General features: G+C 46.1%; 1 protein-coding gene. It reads left to right on the plus strand.

Features of this window, described 5'->3' with window-relative positions; translation table 11 throughout:
* Positions 1 to 347, plus strand: a 347-nt coding sequence (locus tag C1E99_RS12650; protein WP_238146247.1) for a KH domain-containing protein, incomplete at both ends; no start/stop codon positions are given.

Raw genomic sequence — 347 nt, forward strand, 5'->3', positions numbered from 1 at the left:
CAGGTGAATATGTGGCTGAGCAGACGATTACATCGGTTCATTTACCGGATGATGCGATGAAGGGACGGATTATTGGACGTGAGGGTCGAAATATTCGTACCTTTGAAAGTCTCACAGGTATCGATGTTATCATTGATGATACACCAGAAGTGGTTGTTCTATCAGGTTTTGATCCGATTCGCCGTGAGATTGCCCGTATGACCATGGAGACCTTGCTTCAAGATGGTCGTATTCATCCAGCTCGTATTGAGGAGTTGGTTGAGAAACACCGTGTAGAAATGGATAACCGTATTCGTGAGTATGGGGAAGCTGCTGCTTATGAAGTTGGGGCACCAAACCTCCATCCA

It is taken from the genome of Streptococcus suis (assembly GCF_002964045.1).
Lineage (GTDB): Bacteria > Bacillota > Bacilli > Lactobacillales > Streptococcaceae > Streptococcus > Streptococcus suis_U.